Source organism: Mycolicibacterium neoaurum ATCC 25795 (assembly GCF_000691525.1).
In the GTDB taxonomy this organism is placed as follows: domain Bacteria; phylum Actinomycetota; class Actinomycetes; order Mycobacteriales; family Mycobacteriaceae; genus Mycobacterium; species Mycobacterium neoaurum.
Map to the genome: position 1 here is coordinate 1 of NZ_JMDW01000022.1, position 20251 is coordinate 20251.

17 protein-coding genes and 1 pseudogene are annotated in these 20251 nt (G+C 66.6%); 10 read left to right on the forward strand and 8 right to left on the reverse strand.

Annotated features, from left to right (window positions below):
- Nucleotides 1-102: 102 nt before the first annotated feature.
- Nucleotides 103-600, reverse strand: coding sequence for a methylated-DNA--[protein]-cysteine S-methyltransferase (locus tag IC40_RS0124215; RefSeq protein WP_030137249.1), 498 nt, complete (start codon nucleotides 598-600; stop codon nucleotides 103-105).
- A complete protein-coding gene (locus IC40_RS0124220) occupies nucleotides 597-2090 on the reverse strand; it encodes a DNA-3-methyladenine glycosylase 2 family protein (RefSeq protein ID WP_030137250.1) in 1494 nt (497 codons plus the stop codon). The genes IC40_RS0124215 and IC40_RS0124220 overlap by 4 nt, the downstream gene beginning before the upstream one ends.
- 206 nt (nucleotides 2091-2296) lie before the next feature.
- Between IC40_RS0124220 and IC40_RS0124225 the strand changes: the two genes are divergently transcribed.
- Nucleotides 2297-2950 carry a DedA family protein gene (locus IC40_RS0124225; protein WP_030137251.1) on the forward strand — a complete coding sequence of 218 codons (654 nt, stop codon included), beginning with the start codon at nucleotides 2297-2299 and terminating at the stop codon, nucleotides 2948-2950.
- Here the strand turns inward: IC40_RS0124225 and IC40_RS0124230 are convergent.
- Entirely contained in the window at nucleotides 2939-3136 is a 198-nt protein-coding gene (locus tag IC40_RS0124230; protein WP_138158200.1) for a hypothetical protein, read from the reverse strand. The genes IC40_RS0124225 and IC40_RS0124230 overlap by 12 nt on opposite strands.
- A gap of 99 nt (nucleotides 3137-3235) precedes the next feature.
- Here IC40_RS0124230 and IC40_RS0124235 point away from each other — a divergent pair, with 99 nt between their 5' ends.
- Both IC40_RS0124235 and glsA read left to right on the forward strand, forming a co-directional pair.
- Nucleotides 3236-5182, forward strand: coding sequence for a hypothetical protein (locus IC40_RS0124235; protein WP_030137253.1), 1947 nt, complete (start codon nucleotides 3236-3238; stop codon nucleotides 5180-5182).
- Between the two features lie 22 nt (nucleotides 5183-5204).
- Nucleotides 5205-6497 (forward strand): glutaminase A, encoded by a 1293-nt coding sequence (gene glsA / locus IC40_RS0124240; protein ID WP_030137254.1) that lies wholly within the window; start codon nucleotides 5205-5207, stop codon nucleotides 6495-6497.
- On the opposite strand, the gene IC40_RS0124245 is transcribed toward glsA, so the two are convergent.
- A complete protein-coding gene (locus IC40_RS0124245) occupies nucleotides 6494-8110 on the reverse strand; it encodes an adenylate/guanylate cyclase domain-containing protein (protein ID WP_030137255.1) in 1617 nt (538 codons plus the stop codon). The two genes, glsA and IC40_RS0124245, sit on opposite strands and share 4 nt — an antisense overlap.
- Before the next feature lie 45 nt (nucleotides 8111-8155).
- Here IC40_RS0124245 and nucS point away from each other — a divergent pair, with 45 nt between their 5' ends.
- A complete protein-coding gene (gene nucS, locus IC40_RS0124250; RefSeq protein ID WP_030137256.1) occupies nucleotides 8156-8830 on the forward strand; it encodes an endonuclease NucS in 675 nt (224 codons plus the stop codon).
- Between the two features lie 16 nt (nucleotides 8831-8846).
- On the forward strand, nucleotides 8847-9131 hold the full coding sequence (locus IC40_RS0124255; protein ID WP_030137257.1) for an Rv1322 family protein: 285 nt from the start codon (nucleotides 8847-8849) through the stop codon (nucleotides 9129-9131).
- On the opposite strand, the gene mce is transcribed toward IC40_RS0124255, so the two are convergent.
- A complete protein-coding gene (mce, locus tag IC40_RS0124260) occupies nucleotides 9128-9604 on the reverse strand; it encodes a methylmalonyl-CoA epimerase (protein ID WP_030137258.1) in 477 nt (158 codons plus the stop codon). The genes IC40_RS0124255 and mce overlap by 4 nt on opposite strands.
- A gap of 82 nt (nucleotides 9605-9686) precedes the next feature.
- On the opposite strand from mce, the gene IC40_RS0124265 reads away from it, so the two are divergent.
- From IC40_RS0124265 to IC40_RS0124275, 3 genes are all read left to right on the forward strand, one after another.
- Complete coding sequence (locus IC40_RS0124265) at nucleotides 9687-10868, forward strand: acetyl-CoA C-acetyltransferase (RefSeq protein ID WP_030137259.1); 1182 nt, start codon at nucleotides 9687-9689, stop codon at nucleotides 10866-10868.
- A 65-nt stretch (nucleotides 10869-10933) separates the two neighbouring features.
- A complete protein-coding gene (locus IC40_RS0124270; protein ID WP_030137260.1) occupies nucleotides 10934-11320 on the forward strand; it encodes a DUF3817 domain-containing protein in 387 nt (128 codons plus the stop codon).
- Nucleotides 11321-11333: 13 nt separating this feature from the next.
- Entirely contained in the window at nucleotides 11334-12221 is an 888-nt protein-coding gene (locus tag IC40_RS0124275) for a tetratricopeptide repeat protein (protein WP_030137261.1), read from the forward strand.
- Nucleotides 12222-12293: 72 nt separating this feature from the next.
- On the opposite strand, the gene glgB is transcribed toward IC40_RS0124275, so the two are convergent.
- The 3 genes and pseudogenes from glgB to IC40_RS0124285 form a co-directional block, all read right to left on the reverse strand.
- Nucleotides 12294-14156, reverse strand: coding sequence for a 1,4-alpha-glucan branching protein GlgB (gene glgB / locus IC40_RS0124280; RefSeq protein ID WP_372494052.1), 1863 nt, complete (start codon nucleotides 14154-14156; stop codon nucleotides 12294-12296).
- Nucleotides 14157-14192: 36 nt separating this feature from the next.
- Nucleotides 14193-14492, reverse strand: a pseudogene (locus tag IC40_RS28590) (GlgB N-terminal domain-containing protein); the annotation flags it as partial.
- 7 nt (nucleotides 14493-14499) lie between these two features.
- Nucleotides 14500-16569 carry an alpha-1,4-glucan--maltose-1-phosphate maltosyltransferase gene (locus tag IC40_RS0124285; RefSeq protein ID WP_030137263.1) on the reverse strand — a complete coding sequence of 690 codons (2070 nt, stop codon included), beginning with the start codon at nucleotides 16567-16569 and terminating at the stop codon, nucleotides 14500-14502.
- Nucleotides 16570-16788: 219 nt separating this feature from the next.
- On the opposite strand from IC40_RS0124285, the gene IC40_RS0124290 reads away from it, so the two are divergent.
- Together IC40_RS0124290 and IC40_RS0124295 are read left to right on the forward strand one after the other, a co-directional pair.
- Nucleotides 16789-19383: a glycosyltransferase family 1 protein gene (locus IC40_RS0124290; RefSeq protein ID WP_030137264.1), complete on the forward strand. Its 2595-nt coding sequence runs from the start codon at nucleotides 16789-16791 to the stop codon at nucleotides 19381-19383.
- Nucleotides 19380-20243: a Vgb family protein gene (locus tag IC40_RS0124295; RefSeq protein WP_030137265.1), complete on the forward strand. Its 864-nt coding sequence runs from the start codon at nucleotides 19380-19382 to the stop codon at nucleotides 20241-20243. Before IC40_RS0124290 ends, IC40_RS0124295 begins: the two co-directional genes overlap by 4 nt.
- Nucleotides 20244-20251: the final 8 nt, after the last annotated feature.

The following is a 20251-nucleotide window of genomic DNA, read 5'->3' on the forward strand; positions in this document are numbered from 1 at the left end:
AAAAGTAGGACACCGCCGAACACACATTAACCTCGGCCCTCCAACACAGTTGGAGGGCCGAGGCATTTGTGCATTCGCATACATGTCGAATACGAATACCATTCAGTCGAACAATGACAATTCTGATAGCCGCTTTTCCATATCGAGCAGCGATCTTTTCCGGTCCAATCCGCCGCCGTAACCCGTCAGACTTCCATTCGCGCCGATGACGCGATGACATGGCACGATGATGCCGATGGGATTGTGTCCATTGGCCAGTCCGACCGCCCGGAATGCAGTCGGAGAACCGACCTGCCGCGCTATCTCGCCATAGGTTCTGGTCTGGCCGTAAGGGATGCTCAACAACGCCTGCCACACACGTTGCTGGAAGGGTGTGCCGACGAGGTCGAGATCGAGATCGAATTCGGTCAACGTGCCGGCGAAATAGGCGGTCAATTGCGCGACGGCGTCTCCGAAGGCATCGTCATCGACCTCCCACCCCTCCCTGGACGGTTCATAGGTCTGGTCCTGCATCCGCAGGTGCCGAAGACGACCGTCGACCCCGGCCAGGGTCAGCGGTCCTACCGGACTGTCGATCACTCGTGCGCGGATGACTGTCATCGCTTCTCCTGCTGCTGAGGTGGCCACACGTTCACCGCGTGGTCCAGGGTCGTCCACAGGTGTTGGATGGCGTAAGCACGCCACGGTCGCCATCGGGAACTGAATGTCGTCAGTGCGTCCGGTTTCTCGGGCAGGCCCAGTGCCTTGGCCGCGAGCTTGATGCCCAGATCCGTCGCCGGGAAGGCGTCGGGATCGCCGAGGCCGCGCATGGCGATCAGCTCCGTCGTCCACGGGCCGATACCGGGCAAAGCCGTCAGCTGTGCTCGTGCCCGGTTCCAGTCGGCACCGCTGTCGAGGACGACCGAGCCGTCGGCCATCGCCGCGATGAGCGTCGTCAGGGTGTGGCGCCGGGACATGGGCATCGCCAGAGACTCGGAGTCGATCTCCGTCAGCTGGCTGGTGGTGGGGAACACATGGGTGAGTCCGCCCGCCGGGTCGGTCACCGGCGTTCCGTGTGCATGCACCAACCGCGCGGCATGCGTGCGGGCGGCCTTCACCGACACCTGCTGGCCGAGCACCACTCGAACCGCCAGTTCCTCCTCGTCCGGGGTGCGCGGAATCCGCTGTCCCGGAGCCTTGGCCACCACCGCGGCGAGCGACGGATCTGCGCTCAACGCGTCCACGACAGCGGCCGGATCGGCGTCCAGGTCGAGCATTCGGCGACAGCGCGCGATCGCCGCGGACAGGTCGCGGAAGTCGTCGACGACGAGCCGGCACTGCACATGGTCGGGGTGCGGCGTCAACGCGACGATGCCGGCGCCGGACGGCAGCCGCAGGGTGCGGCGGTAGGCACCGTCGCGTACCTCCTCGACGCCGGTCACCCCGCTTGCGGCCAGGTGCCCGAACAGGCCCTCGTAGCCAAACGGGGCGCGCACCGGGAGCCGTAGAGACAAGGCCTGACCACCGGCGGATTCACCGGTGTCGCGGACCCGAGCACGCGCGCGGAGTGCGGTGGGCGGCAGCGCGCAGATCTCCCGGATCGTGTCGTTGAACTGCCGGATGCTGCTGAACCCGGCGGCGAAGGCGACATCGCTGAACGGCAGATCGGTGGTCTCGATCAGGACGCGGGCGGTCTGGGTTCGCTGCGCACGGGCCAGCGCCAGCGGGCTGGCGCCCACCTCGGCGAGCAGCATCCTCTCCAGCTGCCGGGTCGTATAACCCAGCCGCTCGGCCAGCCCGGTAACCCCGGCGCGATCGACGGTGCCGTCGGCGATCAGGCGCATCGCGCGGGCGACCACGTCGCCGCGCACATTCCACTCCGGCGAACCAGGGGAGGCGTCGGGCCGGCATCGCTTGCAGGCGCGGAAGCCGGCCCGCTGCGCGGCCGCCGCGGTCGGATGGAACTGCAGATTGCGGGCCAACGGGGCGCGCGCGGGACAACTCGGTCGGCAGTAGATACCCGTTGAGCGCACCGCGGTCACGAACCAGCCGTCGAACCGGGCGTCTTTGGACTGCACTGCCCGATAGCAGCTGTCGAAATCCTCGTGCACCCCGTCAGCCTTACACCTCGCCACCGACATCACTGGCGGGAAAGCGACATCGCAGTGGTGATGCCGCCGACTTTCCTGAGCCGGTCCTCAGCACCTCGTCGGCACACTGGACTGGTCCAGTTGCCGCGGTCGACGCCGCCCACCGCCCGGGATCGGTACGAAAGTCCATCGGCCACCATCGCCTCAGATCAAGGAGCAGCCCACGCATGACCTCCCCAGAAGAGGCCATTGAACTCGACGGCGTGGCCGGGTGGTCGGTGGACATGATGGAGGCGCTCGGTGGTCCTGGCGCCGGCCTGGCCATCTTCGTCGAGAACCTGTTCCCGCCCATTCCCAGCGAGGTCATCCTGCCGATGGCGGGATTCGCCGCGCGGCTCGGTGAACTGTCCCTAGCCGGGGCGATTTTCTGGACCACCCTTGGCTCGGTTTTGGGGGCGTGGATGCTCTACGGCCTCGGGGCCTGGCTGGGACATGACCGAATCCGTCGCATCGTCGCGCGGATGCCGCTGATGGACGCACAGGACGTGGACAAGACGCGCGACTGGTTCGACAAGCACGGGCACAAGGCGGTGTTCTTCGGTCGCATGCTGCCGTTGTTCCGCAGCTTCATCTCTATCCCCGCGGGTATCGAGCGGATGAATTTTGCCGTGTTCACGATGCTGACGGCAGTGGGCAGCCTGATCTGGAACTCGGTCTTCGTGTTGGCGGGCTATCTGCTGGGGGCCAACTGGCATCTGATCGACCCCTATGCCGCGACCCTGCAATACATCGTGCTCGGAGCCGCCTGCACGGCGGTCGGCTGGTTCATCTGGAAGCGGCTGCGCAGCCGTCGCGAGCTCTCGGTCGAATCAACGGTCTGATCGCAGATCGTCGGGCTGCTGGGTCAACGGCGGGGAGAACGTCGCCGAGGAGGGCGGCAAGAGCACCGTCGGCGGTGCGTGCATGGGCGCAGGCTCGACCTTGCCCACCTCCGGAAGTCCGCGGGCACACCCCGATGCCGACGCGACGAGTGCCGTCGCCAACAGAGCCGCCGTGACCACGCGCATGGACATATTCTGGCTCATCCGGATCGCGGTGAGGGTTTTGGACCCGCCGACCGAACCCCCGCTGCTATAACCGAGGTCTGAGGCCACGGAGGTGCGGCGATGCCCGATAGCGCGGTACTGATCGGGCGGGTCGGCGCCCTTGCGGTGGCCCTGGGAGTCGGGGTGGCGATAGCCGGTACGGCGGGGACTGCCGCTGCCGAGACCACCGAATCGGGGGGTGGTGGCGCGCAGACCGACTCCCGACCGGAACGTGAATCGACGGCGGCCGGAGTGGCCGATGGTGCGCCCGAGTCCGGCGGTGACGATCGCACGGACCAGAACCAGGACGCGGGGGACACCGGCCTGGAAAGCACTGAGAACGATGTCTCTTTCATACCGGACACCCGGACAGGTTCCGACGCCGTGGTCGGGGCCCGGACCCCGTCGGCGCGGCTGCCACGCACACTCACGGTGCGCACGGCCGATCGTGGCGAGCTATCCGTGGCCGATACCGATGACGAGCCCGATCCGGGACCATCGCCGGCAGACGTGGCCGCGCTGACGGCCCTCGGTGCGGCCCGGCGCGAGGTCGGGTCGGCGCCCTCGGTTGCCTCCCCGGCAGTGCAGGAGACGGCCGATCGGTCCACCCCGCAGGCGACACCCGTCGCGGCACCCAGCCCGTTGGGCACACCGCAGCAACTGGCCGCCGAACAGCTGGCCCAGCGCATCGTCGGATCGTTTCCGGTGCAGCTGGCGCGGTTGTTCCTCAAGGCCGGCTTCCACTCAGCGGCGCAGCGCCAATTCGACCGTGTCGGCGGGCCCGACCCGGAGAATCTCCGCCGCCTGGAGGCAGCGGTGGACGCGTACGCCATGGGCGCGGCGTTTCAGCAGCAACTGCTGAACTCCGCCGAGTCGAGTGTGGTCATGCAGGTCGCGCCGCCGCACACCTGGTACGGCCAGAGCGTCGGCGCATCCCGCATCCTGTACGACAACCCGGACACGATCTACCGCTTCATGGGCGTCAACGGGGCCTCGTCCTATGTCATCCGAGGAACGTTCGCCGACCTGGACAACCTGCCTGCCGACACCAGCTTCAGCGTGCTCACCGGCCTGACCGGTAACACCGCTGCGGTACTGACCAAGGACCAGTTGGTGATCGAACCCGACGGCAGCTTCACCATCACCGCCGATGCGTCGCCGGCGGGCGGACGCACGAACCACCTGCAGTTGACCGCCGACACCACCCTCATCGCCACCCGGAACACCCTGTCGGACTGGGCGCGTCAGGCTCCGATGAGTCTGGAGATCACCCGGGTAGGTGGTCCGCCGAACAGTCTGTTCAGCCAACTCGGAGGATTCGCGATTCCTGGCATCGGCCCCGCGGTGGTGCGCAACTCTGCGCTGACGACGCTGGTGTCGCTGATACCGCCCCTTCCGTACGTACCCACCCTGCTGCGCGGGACCGTCACGGCGGTGATCATGTTGCTGGGCGTGCAGCGGGAAGAGACCTACATGAGGGTCGCCACCACCGACCCGGGTACCGGTGAGCGCATCGATCCCAATGTCCTGAAGGATCCGGCCCGCAACGCCGAGTTCCTCGCAACGCAGTTGCAGAGCGCGGGGTACTTCCAACTCGCCGATGACCAAGCCCTGGTGATCACCGTCCGGCCCGGTGGTGCAGGGTATTTCGTCGTCCCGGTCACCGATGACTGGACCGTCACCGACGATTACTGGAATGTGCAGACCAGCCTGAACAATGCCCAGGCCGTGGCCGACGACGCGGACGGGACGACCTACACCCTCGTGCTGTCACCGACCGATCCCGGCGTGGCGAACTGGGTGTCCACCGGTGGGCTGAATCAGGGAACGATCTCCATCCGCTTCCAGGACCTGGACCCCGACCCTGCGATCCTGCCCGAGGTGGACGCGCGATCGGTGCGGTTGGAGGATCTGCCCGCCGAATTGCCATCCGGCACAAGGTGGGTCACCGCGGATGAACGCGCCGCCCAGTTGGCCGCCCGCAAAGCGGCATACGACCTGCGTTTCGCGCCCTACCCGCAGCCCTAGAGTGTCCACCTAGAATCCAGGTGTGTCCCACCTGGTGCAGAACTATCTCGACCGCGTCCGCCTCGAATACCAGGGCGTCGACGATGGTGAACTGGCCGACTACATTCCTGAGCTCGCCCAGGTGGATCCGACCGGTTTCGGTCTTGCACTCTCGTCTGCCGACGGCTACGTGTACCAATCTGGCGATGCGGCAAGGGAATTCACCATCCAATCGATATCGAAGCCCTTCACCTACGCGTTGGCGCTGGATCGGGCGGGAGCGGCGGCCGTCGACGCGAGGATAGGTGTGGAGCCTTCGGGGGAAGCGTTCAACCAAATCAGCGTGGACCCGGACACCAAGCGGCCGAAGAATCCGATGATCAACGCCGGTGCCATCGCCGCGGTGTCGCTGGTCCCGGCTGCCTCGGCCGAGGAACGATTCGCCCTGATCCAGGAATACTATTCGGCGTTTGCCGGGCGTCGCCTCGAACTCGACCATGACGTCTACACCTCCGAGAAGGCGACCGGTAACCGAAACCGCGCGATCGCCTACATGCTGGCCAGTTTCGGTGTGCTCGACGATGATCCTGACCAGGTGCTGGATGTCTACTACCGGCAGTGCTCGCTGAAGGTCACCGCGGTCGACCTGGCACGGATGGCGGCCACGCTGGCCCGTAGCGGGGTCAACCCGCTGACCGGGCGTCGGGTCACCGATGCCACGGTGGTGCGACGAACCCTGTCGGTGATGGTGACGTGTGGCATGTATGACGGGGCGGGGGACTGGGTCTCGGAGGTGGGCCTGCCCGCCAAGAGTGGCGTCGGCGGCGGTGTGCTCGCCGTCCTGCCCGGCCAACTCGGCATCGGGACCTATTCGCCACTGTTGGACCCGAAGGGCAACAGTGTTCGCTCGATGATGTTGTGCCGCAGGCTTTCCGAGGAGCTGGGCCTGCACTTTTTGACGGTATCGCGTGACTCGCGGGCCACCATGCGGGCCAGTTACGAACCGTGTCCGGGCGTACGGGTTTTCGAGACCCACGGTGATCTGCTGTTCCCGGGGGCCGAACAGGTGGTGCGCACCATCGAGCGGGCGTGCACCGATCTCGACGTCGCCATCCTGGACGTCTCGCGCATCGACGATATCGACTCAGCCGCACGGCGCATCTTCGCGGGGATGGCTGCCGAGCTTCGGGCGCAGGGAAAGCTGAGCTACCTCGTCGATCCCGATGGCATCGTGGCCCCCGAGGACGCGGCGATCCGCACGGAGTACGAGGCGATCCGTTTCCGCACGGTCGAGGAAGCCGTCGAGGCCGCCACCGCGGGACTGCGTCCCCGCTAGTCGGAATGCTGGTGCGGGGTGGCCAGACGGGTCGGCTCCTCCATACCGCGCAGGGTGATCTGCTCGCCCAATGCCCAATGCGCACGCTCTGATTCGGACGCGCCTTCGACAGTGGCCGAGGAGGCGACCAGGTGCCCGGGCACCGACTTGGAGTATTCACACAGTCGGGCGGCCTCGTTGACGGGCCCGCCGATCACCGTGTACTCGAACCGCTGCTTGGCGCCGACGTTACCGGCCACCACCTGACCGGCGGCGACGCCGATACCCGCATCCACCTCGGGTACCTCCGCGCGTAACCGCTCGGCCATCGCGCGGGCGGCCGCGAGCGCCTCGTCCTCGGCATTGTCCAGCGAGACCGGCGCGCCGAACACCGCCAATACGGCATCGCCCTCGAACTTGTTGACCAGGCCGTGATGGAGGTCCACCTCATCGACCACGACGGCGAAGAACCTGTTGAGCACCTCGACGACCTCGACGGCGGGACGGCTGGCGACCAACCTCGTCGAGCCGATGATGTCGATGAAAATGACTGCGGCATGGCGTTCCTCGCCACCCAGCTCGGGCCGTTCCTTCTCGGCGAGCAGGGCGACCTCGCGCCCAACATGCCTGCCGAACAGATCGCGTACCCGTTCGCGTTCGCGCAGTCCGTCGACCATCGAGTTGAACCCGCGCTGCAACTGTCCCAGCTCGGTGCCGTCGAATACCACGAGATTGGTTTCCAGGTCGCCACGCTCGACGCGGTTGAGCGCCGAGCGCACCACCCGAACCGGCGTCGCCGTGAGCCATGCCAGGATCCACATCAGGATGAAGCCGAACACCAGCGCGAACAACGCCAGGATCATCACCGCGACGGCGAACTGGGTCGGCGAGACGATCTGGATGGAGAGCGTGATGATCGCGGCAAGCAGGATGCCGAGCACCGGGACCCCGGAACCGAGCGCCCAGACGGTCAGGGTGCGACCCATGATGCCAGGGGCGAAACGACGCGGCGGCGGACCGACCTCGAGGGCTTGAGCGGCCACCGGGCGCAGGGCGAATTCGGTGAACAGATAACAGCTGGCCGAGACGACGATGCCGGGGAAACTGATGCCGAGCAGCACCTTGGGCACGTAGTTGGAGTCCTGGAGCCCGTAGAGCAGCGTCAGCAGCACGGTGCCGCCGCCCCATAGCGCGAGCAGCACGCGGGTCAGTCGCCACGGGGCGAAGAACGTGTTGCTCTGGTCCTCGGCCGTGGGCACCCGCTCTTCGATGGCCCACCGGACGGTCCTGATGACACGGTTGGTCGCCCAGACGACGCCGACGACGAAGGCCAGCACGATGTAGGACGGCGCGACCGCGAAGGTGATCCACAGCACCTTGTCGTCGAACACGCTGGGCACCGGGAAGGTCACCGTGACGACCAGGATGGCCACGCCGACGCCGATGAGGTTGGCGCCGAGGGCGAAGGTGGTCAGGATCGCCTGGATCCGCACCCGTCGACGGCGCTGGGTCTCCGAGACACGGCCCAGGATCCACGAGCCGTATTCCGGGGTGTCCGGTACCCGGCCGCTCTGCTCGGTGACCTTTTCCAGCACCTGGCCGAGTTTCTGGGCACGGTTCTTCTTCGCCGTCATCGTGGCGCAAGCCTAGTGACTGCCGCAGGCATCTATGGTGGTTCGGTGCGCCTCGTCATCGCCCAGTGCACCGTCGATTACGTCGGCCGTCTCACCGCCCATCTGCCATCGGCCCGTCGGCTGCTGTTGTTCAAGGCCGACGGTTCGGTCAGCGTGCATGCCGACGACCGTGCCTACAAGCCGCTGAACTGGATGAGTCCGCCGTGCTGGACCGAGGAACGGTCCGATGACACCGGCGCCGCGCTGTGGGTGGTCGAGAACAAGGCCGGTGAGCAGCTGCGCATCACGCTCGAGGAGATCGAGCACGATTCCAGCCATGAACTCGGCGTGGATCCGGGTCTGGTCAAGGACGGTGTCGAGGCGCATCTGCAGGCGTTGTTGGCCGAGCACGTCGAGCTGTTGGGTGCCGGGTTCACCCTGGTGCGCCGTGAGTACATGACCGCGATCGGTCCGGTGGATCTGATGTGCCGGGACGAGACCGGCCGTTCGGTGGCCGTCGAGATCAAACGACGGGGTGAGATCGACGGTGTCGAGCAGCTGACCCGATATCTCGACCTGCTCAACCGCGACACCCTGATCGCCCCGGTGAGCGGTGTTTTCGCCGCCCAACAGATCAAGCCGCAGGCGCGCACGCTGGCCGAGGATCGTGGAATCCGCTGCGTGATACTGGATTACGACAAGATGCGCGGGCTCGACAGCGACGAGTTCCGGCTGTTCTGATGGCGTGCTGCTTGTAATGGGACGCCGCAATCGGTCCCGCCGCGATCCGGACCGGCACCCGCCCGCGCTGGTGACCCGGCGGGTGGAGGCGGGGCCCGGCGGCACGGATCATGAGGTGCGCCCCGTGCCGGCCGCGCGCGCCGACAAGACTTACCGTTGCCCGGGCTGCGATCACGAGATCAGGCCGGGTACCGCGCATGTGGTGGCGATCCCGGTCGACGATGCGGAGGACCGCAGACACTGGCACACGGCGTGCTGGGCCAATCGGGCCAACCGCGGCCCCACCAGACGTTGGTCCTAGTGATCGGCGGTGGTGCTCGGCTCCACCAACTCGATGAGGACGCCACCGGCGTCCTTGGGGTGGATGAAATTGATCCGGGAGTCGGCGGTACCGCGCCGCGGTGCGTCGTAGAGCAGGCGGATGCCGTCCGCGCGCAGCCGCTCCGAGAGCGCATCGATATCGCTGGTGCGGTACGCCAACTGCTGCAGTCCCGGACCGTTGCGATCGATGAACTTGGCGATGGTGGACTTCTCGTCCAACGGGGCGAGCAACTGGATCTGCGCGCTGCCCTTGGGGGCACCGCGCACCGAGAGCATGGCCTCACGCACGCCCTGCTCCTCGTTGACCTCTTCGTGAAGCACGATCATGCCGAGGTGGTCGTGGTACCACTTGGCCGCCGCGTCCAGATCCGGGACGGCGATCCCCACGTGATCTACGGCGGTCACCAGTGCGCTGGCAAGCGCTGGACGGGCATCGGCGTGATCGGTGGTCATAGGGTAAAGGTAACCTGATTCAGCGGCTTTTAAGCCTGTGGGATAGGCCACATACATCTATTGCACAACCCTGGAGGATGACATGACGACCTCGGTGATCGTTGCCGGAGCTCGCACCCCGGTAGGCAAGCTCATGGGGTCGCTCAAGGATTTCTCGGGTAGCGACCTCGGTGCCTTCGCCATCAAGGGCGCTCTGGAGAAGGCCGGGATCGATGCCGGGATCGTCGACTACGTGATCATGGGCCAGGTGCTGACCGCGGGTGCCGGCCAGATGCCGGCCCGCCAGTCCGCTGTCGCGGCCGGGATCGGCTGGGACGTGCCCGCCCTGACCATCAACAAGATGTGCCTGTCGGGTATCGACGCCATCGCGCTGGCCGATCAGCTGATCCGTGCCGGTGAGTTCGAGGTCGTCGTCGCGGGCGGCCAGGAGTCGATGAGCCAGGCTCCGCATCTGCTGCCCAAGAGCCGCGAAGGCTTCAAATACGGCGACACCACCCTGGTCGACCACATGGCCTATGACGGCCTGCACGATGTGTTCACCGATCAGCCGATGGGTGCGCTGACCGAGCAGCGCAATGACGTCGACCAGTTCACCCGCGCCGAGCAGGATGAGCTCGCGGCGCAGTCGCATCAGAAGGCTGCCGCGGCGTGGAAGGACGGCGTCTTCGCCGACGAGGTTGTGCCCGTCCAGATTCCGCAGCGCAAGGGCGACCCGATCGAGTTCGCCGAAGACGAGGGCATTCGCGCCAACACCACCGCCGAGTCCCTCGGCGGGTTGAAGCCGGCCTTCCGCAAGGATGGCACCATCACCGCCGGATCCGCCTCGCAGATCTCCGACGGTGCGGCCGCGGTGGTCGTGATGAGCAAGGCCAAGGCCGAGGAGCTCGGGCTGGAGTGGCTGGTGGAGATCGGTGCGCACGGTGTGGTTGCCGGCCCGGACTCGACGTTGCAGAGCCAGCCGGCCAACGCCATCAAGAAGGCCATCGCCCGGGAAGGCATCACGGTCGACGACCTCGATGTTGTTGAGATCAACGAGGCCTTCGCCGCGGTCTCGCTGGCGTCGACGAAGGAATTGGGCATCGATCCGGCCAAGGTGAACGTGAACGGCGGGGCCATCGCGATCGGTCACCCGATCGGTGCGTCGGGGGCGCGGATCACGCTGCACGCCGCACTCGAACTCGCGCGCAAGGGCTCCGGCTACGCCGTGGCCGCGCTCTGTGGCGCCGGTGGGCAGGGCGACGCCTTGGTGCTGCGGAGGCCCTGACCGCTGAGAATGCCCTCAGCGTGATCAACGACGCTACGTAGTAGCTGGCCTACCGGTCGGGCAGAATGGCGGGCATGGCAAACAAGTATGACGTCCGCAGCGCAGCGGGCCTGTTCCGGATCGTCGCCGTCGCCGAAGCGCTCAGCTGGGCGGGCCTGCTGGTCGGGATGTACTTCAAGTACCTGGCCGGGACCACCACAGAGGTCGGCGTGAAGATCTTCGGGCCCATCCACGGCGGCATCTTCGTGGCGTTCGTCGCGGCGGCTGTGCTGGTCGGGATCAACCGCAAGTGGAACGTCATCACCTGGGCGCTGGCGTTGCTGGGCTCGATCGTGCCGCTGGGTAGTGTGATCTTCGTCATCTGGGCCGACAAGCTGGGCCGTCTCGACGGCAGCGTCAGCGGCCCCACCGAGCTCACCGACAGTGCAGTCACGCCCCATTCGGCGGCGTGACAAAATTGGGGACGTGACACGACCTCGCCCCAATATCGGACCTGCACTCGCCGGCGCATTCGATCTGTCCGCACTCAAGGCGCCCCCGCCGGGCCGCGAGGATGCCCCCGGCGCCCCGGTCGGCGCGGTCGAGGTGACCGAGGCCAATCTCGAAGCCGAGGTGCTGGTCCGCTCAGGCGAGATTCCGGTAGTCGTGCTGCTGTGGACACCGCGCAGCGATACCAGCGTGCAGCTCGCCGACACGCTGGCAGCGCTGGCCCAGTCCGACGGGGGCAAGTGGTCGCTGGCGACGGTCAACGTCGATACCACCCCTCGGGTGGCGCAGATGTTCGGCGTGCAGGCGGTGCCGACGGTGGTGGCGTTGGCCGGCGGCCAGCCGATCTCGAGCTTCCAGGGGCCGCAACCCGCCGATCAACTGCGGCAGTGGATCGATTCCCTGCTCAGCGCCACTGCAGGAAAGCTCAGCGGGGTGCCCGAACAGGCCGAGGAGGTGGACCCGGCGTTGGAGCAGGCGCGTGCGTACCTCGACGCCGGCGAGTTCGACGCCGCGCTGGCGGCCTACCAGGACATCCTGGCCGCCAAGCCCCAGGACCCCGAGGCCGTCGGTGCGGTCCGCCAGATCACCTTCCTGCAGCGCGCCACCACCCGCTCGCCGGAATCGCCCGCGCTCGCCGACGCCGCGCCCGGTGATGTCGAGGCCGCGTTTGCCGCCGCCGATGTCGAGATCTTGCAGCAGAACGTCACCGCGGCGTTCGACCGGCTGATCGCACTGATCAAACGCACCGCCGGTGATGAGCGCACGGCGGCCCGCACCCGGCTCATCGAGCTGTTCGACCTTTTCGACGCGGCGGATCCCGAGGTGATCGACGCTCGCCGCAAGCTGGCCAACGCGCTCTACTAGCGAGCCGAGCAGACGGATGTGCCCCCGGTTTCCGCGGAAACCGGGGGCACATCCGTCTGCTCGCGTGGCAGGTCAGCTCTCGGGCTCGAACCACAGGGCCGACAGCGGCGGCAGTGCCATCACCGCCGAGGCAGGCCGACCATGCCAGGGCTCGTCGGTCGCCTCGACCGCACCCAGATTGCCGATCCCGGATCCGTTGTAGACCGTGGCGTCGGTGTTGAGCACCTCCCGCCAGGTACCCGCCTTCGGGAGACCCAACCGATACTGCGCGTGCTCGTTACCGGAGAAGTTGAAGACGCACGCCAACATCGAGCCGTCGTCGCCGAAGCGTAGGAAGCTCAGCACGTTGTTGGCCGAGTCGTTGGCGTCGATCCAGGAGTACCCCTCCGGCACGGTGTCGCGCGACCAGAGCGCCCGGCGGTCGCGGTAGAGCGCATTGATATCGGTGACGAGCTGGGAGATGCCGGTGGAGAAGCTGTTCTCCGACAACTGATACCAGTCCACACCGCGTTCCTCGGACCACTCCGCACGCTGGCCGAATTCTTGGCCCATGAACAGCAACTGCTTACCGGGGTGTGCCCACTGATAAGCCAGTAGGCTCCGCAACCCGGCCGCCTTGTTGTGGTCGTTGCCGGGCATCCGTCCCCACAGCGTGCCCTTACCGTGCACCACCTCGTCGTGGCTGATGGGCAGCACATAGTTCTCGCTGAACGCGTAGAGCATCGAGAACGTGATCTCGTGGTGGTGGTAACTGCGGTGGATCGGGTCACGCTTGATGAACTCCAGCGTGTCGTTCATCCAGCCCATGTTCCACTTCATCGAAAAGCCCAGGCCGCCAAGGTTGGTCGGGCGGGTGACACCGGGCCACGAGGTGGACTCCTCGGCGATGGTGACGATGCCGGGGGAGACCTTGTGCACGGTGGCGTTCATCTCCTGCAGGAACTGCACCGCCTCCAGGTTCTCGCGTCCGCCATAGATGTTGGGGGTCCACCCATCGGCCGGACGTGAGTAGTCCAGATAGAGCATCGAGGCCACCGCGTCGACCCGCAGGCCGTCGACGTGGAACTCCTGCAGCCAATAGAGCGCATTGGCCACCAGGAAGTTGCGGACCTCGGCGCGCCCGAAGTCGAAAACGTAGGTTCCCCAGTCGAGTTGCTCTCCGCGGCGGGGGTCGGAGTGCTCGTAGAGCGGGGTACCGTCGAACCTGCCCAGGGCCCAGGCGTCCTTCGGGAAGTGGGCGGGAACCCAGTCGACGATCACCCCGATACCGGCCTGATGCAGGGTGTCGATCAGGTACCGAAGGTCATCCGGGGTGCCCAGGCGGGGCATCGGTGCGTAGTACGAGGTGACCTGGTACCCCCAGGACCCACCGAACGGATGCGCCGCCACCGGCAGCATCTCGACATGGGTGAAACCCTGTTCCACGACATAGTCGACGAGTTCGACCGCCAGTTCCCGATAGCTCAGTCCGGGACGCCAGGACGGCAGGTGCACCTCCAGCGTGCTCATCGGCTCGAACACCGGATTCTGCAGCGCACGCTGGGACATCCAGTCCTGGTCACCCCAGTCGTACTCGCTGACCGTCACTCGGGATGCGGTCTGCGGCGGCACCTCGGCCGCGAACGCCATCGGGTCGGCGCGGTCGACGATCGATCCGTCCGCCCCGTGCACCCGGAACTTGTACAGACCGTCGGCGGGGAAACCGGGCCAGAAGACCTCCCACACCCCCGATGAGCCCAGACTGCGCAGCGGCGCCTCGTTGCCACCCCAGAGGTTGAACTCGCCGATCAACGTCACGCCCTTGGCATTTGGCGCCCAGACGGCGAACGACACACCCTCGACCGATCCATCCGGGGTGTCGTAGGTCCGCGGGTGCGCACCCAGGACCTCCCACAGCCGCTCGTGGCGCCCCTCGGCGAACAGGTGCAGATCCATCTCACCCAACGTCGGCAGGAAGCGGTAGGCGTCGGCGACGGTCAGCGCCGGCGCGTTCGGGTACTGCACCTCCAAGCGGTAATCGACCAGCTTGGTGATCGGCACCGCCACCGCGAACAGACCCGCGTCGACGTGGGTCAGTGGATAACGCTGTCCGCCGATGAGCGCGGTCACTGATTCGGCGTGCGGGCGCAACACCCGGATGACGGTGTGATCGTCATACTCGTGGGCACCGAGGATCGAATGCGGGTCGTGGTGCTCTCCGGCGATGAGCCGGCCCAGATCCGTATCGGACGGTCGCAGATGGCTGTCGGAGACGGGATTGGTTCGGGTCACGGTGTTCTCACTCCCTACGCAGCAGGTTCAGTCGGGCGTCCTGCGGTATCAGCGGCATGTTCAGCACATGCGCGACGGCGCGGCCGGGTTCCAGTCGGACGTAGTTGCTCTGTCCCCAGTGGTACTCCTCGCCGGTGATCTCGTCGCGTACCCAGAACCGGTCGTAGGCCTCCATACCCAGCGCCGCCATGTCTAACCACACGGTGCCGTCCTCGGGGCCGAACGGGTTGAGCGTCACAACCACCAGCACACAGTCACCGGTCACGGGATCGAATTTGCTGTAGGCCAATAGCGCATCGTTGTCCACATGGTGGAACGTGATGGTGCGTAGTTGCTGCAGAGCCGGGTGCAGGCGACGGATCTCGTTGAGACGGCTCAGGAACGGCTCCAGGGAGTTGCCGGACGCCAGTGCCGCCTCGTAGTCGCGGGGCCGCAACTCGTACTTCTCGGAGTCCAGGTACTCCTCGCTGCCCTCGCGGACCGCCTGGTGTTCGTAGAGTTCGTAACCCGAATAGACACCCCACACCGAACTGAAGGTCGAGGCCAGCACCGCGCGGATGGCGAACATACCCGGACCGCCATGCTGCAGGCTCTCATGCAGGATGTCTGGGGTGTTGACGAACAGGTTGGGCCGTGCGACATCGGCGTACTCGGCGATCTGCTGCCCGTACTCGATCAACTCCCACTTGGCGGTCCGCCACGTGAAGTACGAATAGGACTGGGTGAAGCCCAATTTCGCCAGACCGTACAGTCGCGCCGGCCGGGTGAAGGCCTCGGCCAGGAACAGCACGTCGGGATCATCGTTCTTCACCTTGCCGATCAGCCATGCCCAGAAGTTCGGTGGCTTGGTGTGTGGGTTGTCGACCCGGAAGATCTTCACCCCGTGCGACACCCAATAACGGACCACGCGCAGCACCTCGGCGTACAACCCAGCCGGATCGTTGTCGAAGTTCAGCGGATAGATGTCCTGGTACTTCTTGGGAGGGTTCTCCGCATAGGCGATGGTGCCGTCGGGCAGCACCGTGAACCATTCCGGATGAGCCTGGGCCCACGGGTGGTCCGGTGCGCACTGCAACGCCAGGTCCAGTGCCACCTCCAAGCCCTGATCCCTTGCCGCACCGACGAACTCGTCGAAATCGGAAACGGTGCCCAGATCGGGGTGCACGGCATCGTGCCCACCCTCGCTACTTCCGATCGCCCATGGCGAGCCGACATCGCCCTCCGACGCGGTGACCGTGTTGTTGCGACCCTTGCGGTGCACCGTGCCGATCGGATGGATGGGCGGGAGGTAGACGACGTCGAACCCCATCCTGGCCACCCGAGGCAATTCGCGGGTCGCGGTGGCGAAGGTTCCGTGCACCGGTCTGCCCTGATCGTCCCAGCCGCCCGTGGACCGCGGGAACAACTCGTACCAGGCGCCGAACCGCGCCAGCGGCCGGTCGACCCAGATGCCGTATTGCTGGCCGCGGGTCAGCAGCTCGCGCAGCGGGAAGCGACGCAGCAGGTCTGCGATACCGGGGGACAGCGCAGCACCGGCCCGGACGAACGGATCACCGGGTTGGCGCAGCGCGCCGGCCGCGTCGAACAGCGGTTGCCGGTGCTCACGCGGCATACCCGCAGCGGCGCGTTCCAGTAGTTGGGCGCCGACGATCAGATCGTTGGAGAGCTCCGCCTCGCCCTGTCCCGCGTCGAGCTTGGCGATGATGCCCTTGCGCCATGTCGCGATGGGATCTCCCCAGCCGTCGACGCGGAAGGTCCACATGCCGACCTGATCGGGGGTGAACTGGCCGTGCAGCACATCGGGTGTGCGTCCGGGGCTCATCGGCAGCAACAGGGGCTTGATGCGTGGCGGAGTCACCGGCGCGGGCGGCTCGGGTGCAATGCCGGGTGGGTCGTCGACCAGTCGGGGATACGTGGTGCCGTGGTACCGCACCACCAGCGTGGCAGCCACGGCATCATGTCCCTCGCGCCAGACGGTTGCCTTGATCGGCACGACCTCGCCGACCACCGCCTTCGCGGGGAATCGGCCACCGGACAGTACGGGCGCGACATCGTCGATCTCGATCCGACCGGCCACCCACCAACTCCTCACTGACCCGGTCGACCGTATCGGTGACCGCGATCCGTCTCGATCCGCTATCTGATTCGACGTGCTCGTTACCGACCCTTGAGTACCCAACCTAGTGTCAGGAACACATCGCTGCGCGTGATGGCGAAACTCCGGGTCGTGCGGTCGGGTGGCCGCTCGCAGCCAAGCTGCCTGCCACGGTGCCGATTGTCAGTAAGGTGAATCGACGTGAAAGCCCTGAGACGATTCACCGTCCGAGCCCACCTTCCGGAGCGGCTTTCGGCGCTGGAGCGGTTGTCGGTCAATCTGAGGTGGTCTTGGCACACGCCGACGCAGAAGTTGTTCGCCGAGATCGACCCGTCACTGTGGGAGCGGGTCGGTGCGGACCCGGTGGCACTGCTCGGTGAGGTCAACCCGCAGCGGCTCGACGAACTGGCCGCCGACCACGAGTTCACCCGGCAGGTCGACGCGTGCGCCGACGATCTGGACAACTATCTGAGCCAGCCGATGTGGTATCAGAATCAGATCACCGACGGCCGGGAGTTTCCCAACGGGATCGCCTACTTCTCGATGGAGTTCGGCGTTGCCGAGGTGCTGCCCAACTACTCCGGTGGCCTGGGCATCCTGGCCGGCGACCATCTCAAGTCCGCGTCGGACCTAGGCCTTCCGTTGATCGCGGTGGGCCTGTACTACCGGTCCGGGTACTTCCGGCAGTCGCTGACCGCCGATGGCTGGCAGCACGAGAATTATCCGTCGCTGGACCCGCAGGGCCTGCCGCTGCGGCTGCTGACCGACCACGCCGGGCAACCGGTGCTGGTCGATCTGGCGATGCCCGACAGCGCCCGGCTGTACGCACAGGTGCTCATCGCCCAGGTGGGTCGGGTTCCGCTGCTGCTGCTCGATTCGGATATCGGCGAGAACGAGCACGACCTGCGCGGCGTGACCGACCGCCTGTACGGCGGTGACCAGGAGCATCGGATCAAACAGGAACTGCTCGCCGGTATCGGTGGCGTCCGCGCGATCCGGGCATACACCGAGGTCGAGGGGCTGCCCGCACCCGAGGTGTTCCACATGAACGAGGGGCACGCCGGATTTCTCGGGGTCGAGCGCATCCGGGAACTGATCGAGGCGGGGCTGGACTTCGACACCGCGCTGACCGTGGTGCGGTCCTCCACGGTGTTCACCACCCACACGCCCGTCCCGGCCGGGATCGACCGGTTCCCGGTGGAGATGGTGCGCCGCTACTTCGGCGGAGTGGACCTGAACTCCCGGTTGCTTCCCGGTGTTCCGCTGGAGCGGATCATCGCCTTCGGTGCCGAAGAGGATCCGGAGAAGTTCAACATGGCCCATATGGGTCTGCGGCTGGCTCAGCGCGCCAATGGCGTCTCCCTGTTGCACGGCGAGGTCAGCCGGGCGATGTTCAACGGGCTGTGGCCCGGGTTCGACCCGGCCGAGGTGCCGATCGGTTCCATCACCAACGGCGTGCATGCGCCGACCTGGGCGGCGCCGCAGTGGGTGGACCTGGCGCGCGAACTCATCGGGGAGGACCTCGGGTCGCTCAGTGAGGCCGAAACCTGGCAACGGCTCCAGCAGGTGGATCCCGGACACCTGTGGTGGATTCGTTCGCAACTGCGGTCGCAGCTGATCGACGATGTCCGGGCCAGGCTGCGCCGATCGTGGCTGGAGCGCGGGGCGTCGGAGGCCGAATTGGGTTGGATCGCTTCGGCATTCGATCCGGACGTGCTGACCGTCGGATTCGCCCGACGGGTGCCCACCTACAAACGGCTCACCCTGATGCTGCGCGACCCGCAGCGCCTGGAGCGGTTGCTGCTCGATGCCGACCGGCCCGTCCAGCTGATCGTCGCGGGCAAATCCCACCCCGCCGATGACGGTGGCAAGTCGCTGATCCAGCAGATCGTGCGCTTTGCCGACCGGCATGAGGTGCGCCACCGGATCGCGTTCCTGCCTGACTACGACATGTCGATGGCCCGGCTCTTGTACTGGGGTTGCGATGTGTGGCTGAACAATCCGCTGCGCCCGTTGGAGGCATGCGGCACGTCGGGCATGAAGAGCGCGCTCAACGGTGGGCTGAACCTGTCCGTCCGCGACGGGTGGTGGGACGAGTGGTACGACGGCGAGAACGGTTGGGAGATCCCCACCGCGGACGGTTTGGCCGATGAGACCCGCCGCGACGATATCGAGGCAGGTGCCCTCTACGATCTGCTGGAGAGCTCCGTGACACCGCGGTTCTACGAACGCGACGAGCACGGTGTGCCGGTGCGCTGGGTCGAGATGGTGCGCCACACCCTGCAGGCGCTCGGCCCCAAGGTGCTGGCGTCCCGGATGGTGCGTGATTACACCGAGAAGTACTACGCCCCCGCGGCACGATCGCTGCGCGCCACCCTGGAACCCGATAGTGACGATGTGCCCTTCGGCGCGGCACGGCAGCTCGCCGCCTACCGCACCCGCGTGCAGCAGCAGTGGCCGCACGTCCAGATCACCGATGTCGACAGTTATGGTTTGCCCGATACCCCGCTGCTCGGCAGCGAGTTGACCCTGACCGCCACCGTGGACCTGGCCGGCTTGGAACCGAACGAGGTTACGGTGCAGGCGGTTCTGGGGCGTGTCGACGGTAGTGACAACCTGCGCGACCCGGTGACCGTTGCGATGGTGCACACCGGCGGTGCCGAGGGCGGCCGGCAGGTCTTCTCGACCACCACGCCGTTGCCGGTGGCCGGACCGGTCGGTTACACGGTGCGAGTGCTGCCCCAGCACCGGCTGCTGGCGGGGACCAACGAGCTGGGACTCGTCACGCTGGCATGAGCAAGATCCGTGAGGTCGAGGTCGACGGTGGTCCCTATGCGTTGGCGGCGGGACCGGACGGGGCGATGTGGGTGACGTGTGCGCGCACCGGCCAGATCGCCAGAATCACCCCTGGCGGTGAGCTCACCATGTTCGACATCGGAGCCGACAGCAGGCCCCAGATCATCGTGGCCGGTCCCGATGGCGCGCTGTGGTTCACCCGCGGCGGTGACGATCGCATCGGCCGGATCACCACAGACGGTGTCCAGAGCGCCGTCGAACTCGGCTCCGGGAGTGCGCCTTTCGGGCTGTGTGTGGGACCTGATCGGGCGCTGTGGTTCACCACGATGACCGCAGGCACGATCGGCAGACTCGATCCCGTCGACGGGCGGATCGACGAGCATCCGGTGGGTGGGATGCCCGCCATGATCACCGCAGGGCCCGACGGAGCGTTGTGGTTCACCCTGAATCAGCGCAGCGCCATCGGCAGGCTGGACCTTGCGGGTGCGCTCACCGTCCGCGAATTGCCCACCCGCGCCGCGGGTCCGGTGGGCATCACCGCCACCCATGATGATGCGGTCTGGTTCACCGAGATCCTGGCCGACAAGATCGGCCGGATTCCGACCGATGAGGCGATCCAGGAACTCGACCTTCCCGGCAAGCCCCATGCGGTCCTGGCCGACCCGACCGGCGGTGTCTGGGTCAGCCTGTGGGGCGCCGACCAGATCGCGCGGGTCGGTGCCGACGGTGAGTACGACACCATCGACCTGCCCGCGGGGAGCGAACCGCACGGACTGGCGATCGAGGACCGCGGAGCCGCCGGAACCGCGCTGTGGGTCGCTCTGGAGCAGGGCAGCGTATTGCGGATCCCGCTGAGCTGAACGCCGGA